Annotated in this window: 6 protein-coding genes and 1 pseudogene; 5 read left to right on the top strand and 2 right to left on the bottom strand. The window is 55.2% G+C overall.

Annotation, left to right across the window (positions count from 1 at the left end; all coding sequences use genetic code 11):
* Positions 1-219 precede the first annotated feature (219 nt).
* Together EN893_RS39180 and EN893_RS12255 are read right to left on the bottom strand one after the other, a co-directional pair.
* Positions 220-282 (bottom strand): annotated as a pseudogene (locus tag EN893_RS39180) (transcriptional regulator); the annotation flags it as partial.
* Between the two features lie 120 nt (positions 283-402).
* Entirely contained in the window at positions 403-651 is a 249-nt protein-coding gene (locus tag EN893_RS12255) for a helix-turn-helix transcriptional regulator (protein ID WP_127268922.1), read from the bottom strand.
* 412 nt (positions 652-1,063) lie between these two features.
* Here EN893_RS12255 and EN893_RS12250 point away from each other — a divergent pair, with 412 nt between their 5' ends.
* The 5 genes from EN893_RS12250 to EN893_RS12230 all read left to right on the top strand — a co-directional run.
* Positions 1,064-1,585: a helix-turn-helix transcriptional regulator gene (locus EN893_RS12250; protein WP_127268924.1), complete on the top strand. Its 522-nt coding sequence runs from the start codon at positions 1,064-1,066 to the stop codon at positions 1,583-1,585.
* 1,024 nt (positions 1,586-2,609) lie between these two features.
* Positions 2,610-4,493 carry a nucleoside-diphosphate sugar epimerase/dehydratase gene (locus EN893_RS12245; RefSeq protein ID WP_164748680.1) on the top strand — a complete coding sequence of 628 codons (1,884 nt, stop codon included), beginning with the start codon at positions 2,610-2,612 and terminating at the stop codon, positions 4,491-4,493.
* Positions 4,490-5,785: a glycosyltransferase family 4 protein gene (locus tag EN893_RS12240; RefSeq protein ID WP_127268928.1), complete on the top strand. Its 1,296-nt coding sequence runs from the start codon at positions 4,490-4,492 to the stop codon at positions 5,783-5,785. The genes EN893_RS12245 and EN893_RS12240 overlap by 4 nt, the downstream gene beginning before the upstream one ends.
* 11 nt (positions 5,786-5,796) lie before the next feature.
* A complete protein-coding gene (locus EN893_RS12235) occupies positions 5,797-6,666 on the top strand; it encodes an SDR family oxidoreductase (protein ID WP_127273148.1) in 870 nt (289 codons plus the stop codon).
* A 22-nt stretch (positions 6,667-6,688) separates the two neighbouring features.
* Positions 6,689-7,083 (top strand): polysaccharide biosynthesis protein (locus EN893_RS12230; protein ID WP_128361554.1); only part of this gene is annotated, 395 nt, incomplete at its 3' end.

The raw sequence follows: 7,083 nt of genomic DNA, 5'->3' as shown, positions 1-7,083 counted from the left end.
CGCCTAGCCAAGGCCCGATATCTTTTAGAGATGGAGTCGCGCGGCGAACTCGACCTCGCATAGCAGGCAGTCCTTCAATCGACGATTTGGGAGGTATGATGCGACCGGCGCACGCACGGTCGGGTAATGAACTTTTGGGTATGCGCCTCATATTGGACGCAGAAGGTTAGTTTGTGTGCCCGTAACGCGTCTCACAAGAGGCGCATCGGTTTGCTACTGCAGCGTGATGACCGTCGGATTGCGACGACCACGTTCCAGGCCGCTTAGATATTGCTGGCTGAACCTGAGCGCGCTTCCACCTTGCCTTCTCCCGACGCAAGCGACCGAAATTTCGGCCGCGAGTTCGAGCATTTCCATGTGCGTAGACTTGGCAGCTTACACACGTTGAGTTTATCAACTTCTTTATTCGTCAAGCTCCGACTTCGTTCCCTGCAGATCAGCTGAGGGGCGCTTCAGCAATTCCGCGGCGTCCACGCCCAGCACTTCGGCCAGCCTATCAACGACGTCGATGCTGGCGTTATACACGTTGCGTTCCAACGCACTAATGTAGGTGCGATCGATCCCTGCCTGATGCGCAAGCTCCTCCTGTGACAGGCCTTTGGTCTGCCGCAAAGTTCTCAGGTTGCGCGCGAACACCTCTCGGATTTCCATAGATACGAGAGCAGTGCCTTGAAGAGTATTTCACCACGGAGTATTCTCGACAATCGACGTTCGGAGATTCGGGATCCGTGATTGGTTTGGGACGGGAGAGCTTCCGCTCGAGTTCATGCTTCTCTTCGCGGTCGGCGTGCAGCCGCCGCAAGATGGGGTTGGAAAGGCTGGTGAACCGGATCTTCAATGCCGCCCTTAAGGTATTTTTTCTGCGGCTGAGACGAGTATCCCCGGGCCGCAAGACCCTACTGGCGATTGGTGCCGCAAATCCGGCATCAAACTCTCTGACCATTCGCGTAATCCACCAAAGGCCAGAAAGCGGACCAGGAAGGTTTCGCACTCCCTGTTCATTGGAGGTTTGGTGAGTTTGGCCGGAGCATACCGCGACGAACTCTCCAGTCTGGAGTGATATATGCAGCATCAGAAGGCTTTTCCGGAATCGAAGCGCACCAGATTTGAGGTGTTGACAAGGGCTGGAGCGGAGACCGCGCCTCATCCCACCGATCAGCATGTTGGCAGGCAGATCGCGATCATTCGCGTCCAGTCAGACGTCTCGCAGGCACAGCTTGCCCGATCCATAGGTGTCAGCTTCCAGCAGCTTCAGAAATATGAGAACGCGAGGAATCGCGTGAGTGCTTCCATGCTCTACGAGATCGGCAGGTCCCTGGACGTCCCCGTCCGTCGCTTCTTCGAAGGCCTGCCTGGGAATGAGACCAGCCGTGAAGCTTCGCCCCTGCCTGTCGACGAGCGCATCGACTTCATTGCAAGCGCGGAAGGCCGGCGCCTGATCGAGGGGCTGATGCATCTTCCTTCACGAGTGCGTGGTCGCATGGCAGCTGTAATCGCCGCATTGGGCGAGGAATTAGCGGAACCCGATTCCTATAGGGACACCAAGGCGACCGAACCCATGCCTGCCAACCGCAAGTCCATTTGAAAGGTGGTTGCGGCGGTTTCGTAGCAACCTGGGAGTATCGCCAGCAGGTAAATCAAAGCCGGGCGGTTCCCATGCCGCAGCTTCGCACCGGCCATCTGCCGTGTGCCTCCTTTTCCTCTACCTCGAAGTGAAAATCCCTGAATCGTTTCGCCTCGAAGCGAGGCAGCATGTCGGAAAGTTGGGCCCTGGTGACGTCAAGGGAGCGGCTCAGAGACTTCTTCTCCTGAAAGACTGCACAGCATGGCACCGCATCAACAAGCTACGGTCCCTGAAAGTGGAGGGTCGTTTACAGGCCTTCGACGCGTAAGGATCGCCCCCTGTGCGTGCGTCAGGAAAAGCGCCGCGGCGGGCTCTGCCCACAAGAAACTCAGTCGATAAGGCCTAGGACGTCATCACTCTGGCCTGGCTGTGCAACGAAGACTTGTCCAATCGCCAAATAGACTAAGGTCCGTCCTGGCAAAATCCGAAGTCAGCAGCCCGATCGGAGCATGGCATCTCGGCGGCGATCGCCAGCTCTTCCGCAGAGATGGCGCCGCCTGAATCAAGCCCAAGTTCAAAAAGTGGGGGCGACTGGATCATTATCGTTGCCCTTATGGAAGCCACCAAGTAGTTGTTGCGTAGTGGAGGACTGAATACATCATGCAAATAGAATCACCGGTCGGATCACGGCTCGCTACGTGATCGTGCTTCGTCAACGAAAGCTATCATTGGACCGCGGCTTCCGGCTGGGGAGATTATTATCCGTGCTCGAAGCGTCTTCGCTGGTCTATACAGTTGGACAAATTGGCTCAAATTGGACCCGATCCTTGACCGAGCTTCGAGGAGACAGCTTGACTTGGGGTTGAGACATCCGTGAACCGCCTGATCAACGTGACCATCCGTGTTGAACGAAAGCCTTAAGCAGGTGCCGGAAGCCAGATGCGGCCTTCCAGGCAGCTCTGATGTCAGGATAAAGTTTAGAAGGGGTCTAACTATCCCTAGGCCAATTACGCTGCGAGGAATGGCCCTAGCGCACGATGGCATAATGGGTGCTGTCGCGATGCTACTAGCATTTGTGTTGCGACTGGATTTTGATGGCTTCCTGCTAAATTGGCCGGTATTGCTTGGAGCAGCTACCCTCTTCGGGGTCATGGTCAGTACGGCAGGTTTCTTGCTGGGACTAAACCGCGGAATATGGCGCTATGCGTCGCTTCCTGATTTGGTAGCAATCGCTGGCGCGACTAGCGTGGCCATCGCGCTCTTTATTGTCGCTGAGTTCCTTCTGATTCGGCTGAATGCGATCCCACGCTCTTCTGTTGTCATAGCCTGGGCGTTCACCGTCGTGCTGTTGGCCGGACCTCGCGCTGCGTATCGAGTTTACCGCAATCACCATGACAGCAAACGAAGAAGAAAGGCCGAACCCGCCGGGGGAAGAAACGTGCTCTTGATCGGAGCTACCGACAATGCGGAAGCTTTCCTGAGGGCTATAAAGGAAAGGGATCGTGCCTCATTTGAGGTGCTGGCAATCATTGACGAGAGAGGACGAAGAACAGGCCGATCTATCCGCGGAGTTCCAGTTATGGGGCCTTTGGAACGGCTACCCCAGATTCTCTCCCGATTTGAGGCTCGGGGGCGCCGCCCAGAGGCGATAATCCTCACGCGATCACGTGATGATTATGAACGTCATGCCAGCATTGAAGCGCTGGTCGAAATTGCCGCAACTCAGAAGCTAGAAATCCTTCGGCTGCCAAATTTGCTCGATATGCAAAGCATCGATGCGGAGATCGAACTGCGGCCAATCAAGCTGGAGGACCTTCTGCAACGAGACCCCGTTCGACTGGACGTGCCCAAGATCCAGTCGATGATTCAGGGTAAGACCATCATGATTACAGGGGCCGGTGGCTCCATTGGATCTGAGTTGGCACGACAGATTGCTGACCTGAAGCCCGGAAGCCTAATTCTTCTCGATGCCAGCGAATTCGCGCTCTACACAATCAAGTCCGAGCTGTCTCAGAGATGGCAAAATATCGATATCCAAGCCGCTCTTTGCAACGTGCGGGAAAAAGAGGCGGTGCGCACGATCGTTGAACGCTTCAAACCTGATGTGCTGTTCCATGCTGCGGCACTGAAGCATGTGCCGATGGTTGAGGCTCAGCCGCTCGAAGGCATTTTCACCAATGCAATCGGAACACGAAATGTCGCCGATGCGGCGCTCAGTGCAAATGTATCCAGGATGATCATGGTGTCGACCGACAAGGCGGTAAATCCCGCCAATGTTATGGGGGCAACCAAGCGAATGGCGGAGATGTATTGCCAGGCGTTGGACCTCGACCCGGAGGTCATCGGCACGCGGTTCATCACAGTTCGGTTCGGCAATGTCTTGGGGTCGGCTGGCTCGGTCGTCCCTCTTTTCGAACAGCAGATCAAGGCGGGTGGTCCTGTGACCGTCACTCATGCCGATATGGAACGCTTTTTCATGACGATCCCTGAGGCCTGTCTCCTCGTTCTACAGGCGGCGGCATACACCCCCGCGCCACAGCATGAGCGAGGCCGGATTTTCGTGCTCGATATGGGGTCTCCGGTGAAAATCGTCGATTTGGCACGAAATCTTATTCGGCTCTCGGGACGGCGACCGGGCAAGGATATTCAGATTATCTACACGGGGCTGCGGCCAGGAGAGAAGCTCTACGAGGAGCTGTTCGACAGCAAAGAGACCTTGAGTGAGACAGGAGCCCCAGGCATCTTGGCCGCATCGTCGCGGTCGATCAAACGTGCTGTCATTGTGCGCATTTTTGATGAAATGCAATGCGTGGTCAGCGCCCGGGATCTGCAAGGCGCCGTGAAGCTCCTCAAATCGACTGTGCCGGAGTTCACTCCCGGCATCGAAGATCACCTGCTGATGAGCATCAAGCGTTCGGCTGAGTCATGAACCTCGCGACCGCGGCTTTGTGCGGCAGCCCGTCACCAGACCGAATTAACGAGAAGTTGCGGGTGCTGGTCGTCAGTCAGCATTTTTGGCCCGAAACGTTCAGAATCAACGAGGTTGTCGAGTCGCTTCGCTCGTGTGGGTGCGACGTTGAGGTTTTGTCCGGTCAGCCGAACTATCCGCATGGCCAAATATTTGAAGGCTACCGAGCGCTTAGCTCAGGGACTCAAATTCATCCGTCCGGGTACCTGATACACCGGGTGCCTGTTGTACCGCGAGGCAAAGGCGGGGGGCTACGGAGAGTGTGGAATTACCTCTCATTCGTCGTGTCGGGGAGCATCATCGGGCTATTTTTAACGCGATCCAAGCGATACGATATTGTCTTCGTGTATGCGAACTCCCCGATTCTGCAAGGATTGGTAGGGGCCGTTTTCAGACAGTTCAAATCTGCCGCTCATGTGATTTGGGTCCAGGATCTGTGGCCGGACAATTTGGAAGAAACAGGGTTTGTTCGCAACCAGCGAGTGCTGAGCGCTGTGGAGGCCCTCACTCGTTTCATTTACCAACGTTCCGACCTTCTTCTAGCCCAGTCACGCGGTTTCATCGCAAAGATACGCGCCGTTGCCGGCGATGCGGTGCCAATCGCATACCACCCCAATCCTGGCGATTTGAATCTGGCGGTGGATAGCAAATTCACGGGTTCGCCTCTGGATCTTACGCGCGGGTTCAATGTCGTGTTTGCGGGTAATCTCGGGTCAGCTCAGGCGCTGGAGACAGTTTTAGACGCGGCAGGCCGAATATCAGATCCCGAGATCAACATCGTGCTTGTTGGAAGTGGAAGCCGGTCTGAGTGGCTCAGGACCGAAATTGAGCGACTTCATCTCACCAATGTCATGCTAGTAGGACGATTTCCGCCAGAGGCAATGCCGGCGGTATTTGCACAGGCCTCTGCTCTCCTAGTCACACTTAACCGGGCAAAGGGTTTAGGTTTGACGGTGCCGAGCAAAATCCCGACATACTTAGCAGCTGGGCGCCCCATCTTGGCGTGCCTTGATGGCGAGGCGGCCGATATCGTAAGCGAGGCCAAGGCGGGCCTAGTTGTGCCAGCCGAAGACAGCATAGCCCTGGCAGAGACAATCATACGATTGAAGGGCCTCCCAAGAGAAACGCGGGAGGCGATGGGTACTGCGGGGCGTGAATATTTCAATCAGCATTTCGCACCTGGTCCACTCGCTCTTGATTTAGTCGAACATTTCCGTCGGGCTTTAAGGGAGCGACGAGCATCACGGAGATAGCGAGAGATACCATGGCTCAATCGACGCACCCCAGAATCCTTGTCCTCGGTGCCTCGGGCATGCTGGGCAATGCAGTTTTCAGATTCTTTGCGAACAGCGAAGGCTACGTAGTTTTTGGCTCCACCCGTTCAAATAATCTGCATCCTGTTTTTCCAGAAAGTCGGGCGACGCTGATCGACGCAGGCGACGTCGAGAATTTTGATGGACTAAGCAAGATTTTCGCGGTGGCAAACCCGGATGTGGTCATAAATTGCATTGGGCTTGTCAAGCAGATGTCATCTGTGAATGACCCTCTCGCCGCAATTCCGATTAATGCAGTTTTGCCGCATCGGCTGGCACGCCTCTGCGCAGTCGCGAGGGCTCGTCTCGTTCATATCAGTACCGATTGTGTCTTTGACGGTGCGGCCGGGAACTACAGCGAAAGTGCCCGGCCCAATGCTGATGATTTATACGGGCGGAGCAAGCTGCTGGGCGAAGTAGTTTGTGAGAACTCGATAACCCTTCGGACTTCGATAATCGGCCGCGAGTTGAACACTTCACACGGCTTGGTCGACTGGTTTTTGAGCCAACAGGCTGACGTGAAAGGGTTCACCCGAGCCGTATTTTCCGGACTGCCTACCGTGGAACTCGCCAGGATCATTCGCGATTTCGTCCTGCCAAATATCAAACTCACCGGCGTGTACCATGTGTCGTCAGATCCAATCAGCAAGTATGATCTCCTCAGAATCATTGCCGAGGTTTACGGCAAAAAGACCCAAATCGTTCCGGACGACCAGTTGGTGATTGACCGCTCATTAAATTCATCTCGTTTCCAGAACGCTACCGGCTACCGCCCTCCCGACTGGCCGGTTCTAATCCGATCCATGTATGACTTTGGCTAAAACATCCTCGAGCGAGACGTTAATGTTTTCCAACAAGACCCTTTTGATTACTGGGGGCACCGGCTCTTTTGGCAACGCTGTGCTGGCTCGATTCCTCAAAACGGACTTCGCAGAGATCCGTATCTTTAGCCGGGACGAAAAAAAGCAGGAGGATATGCGCCTGTCGTTGCCGGACGATCGCTTAAAATTTTATATTGGTGATGTCCGCGATTATCACGCTGTCGATGATGCAGTTCGCGGAGCCGACTACATCTTCCACGCTGCGGCGCTCAAGCAAGTGCCGTCTTGCGAATTTTACCCAATGGAGGCGATCAAAACGAATGTTCTCGGCGCTGAAAACGTGCTTCGCGCTGCGATCAGCCATCGCGTCCAGCGTTGCGTGGTGCTTAGCACTGACAAGGCTGTATACCCTGTAAA

It is taken from the genome of Mesorhizobium sp. M7A.F.Ca.CA.004.04.2.1, from assembly GCF_004022825.1.
GTDB lineage: Bacteria > Pseudomonadota > Alphaproteobacteria > Rhizobiales > Rhizobiaceae > Mesorhizobium.
Note: the sequence above shows the minus strand (reverse complement) of the source record. Positions and strands in the feature narration are given on the sequence as shown.

Coding starts and splice junctions, on each gene's coding strand:
- EN893_RS12255 (WP_127268922.1), bottom strand. CDS start 651: ATGGAAATCCGAGAGGTGTTCGCGCGCAACCTGAGAACTTTGCGGCAG.
- EN893_RS12250 (WP_127268924.1), top strand. CDS start 1,064: ATGCAGCATCAGAAGGCTTTTCCGGAATCGAAGCGCACCAGATTTGAG.
- EN893_RS12245 (WP_164748680.1), top strand. CDS start 2,610: ATGGGTGCTGTCGCGATGCTACTAGCATTTGTGTTGCGACTGGATTTT.
- EN893_RS12240 (WP_127268928.1), top strand. CDS start 4,490: ATGAACCTCGCGACCGCGGCTTTGTGCGGCAGCCCGTCACCAGACCGA.
- EN893_RS12235 (WP_127273148.1), top strand. CDS start 5,797: ATGGCTCAATCGACGCACCCCAGAATCCTTGTCCTCGGTGCCTCGGGC.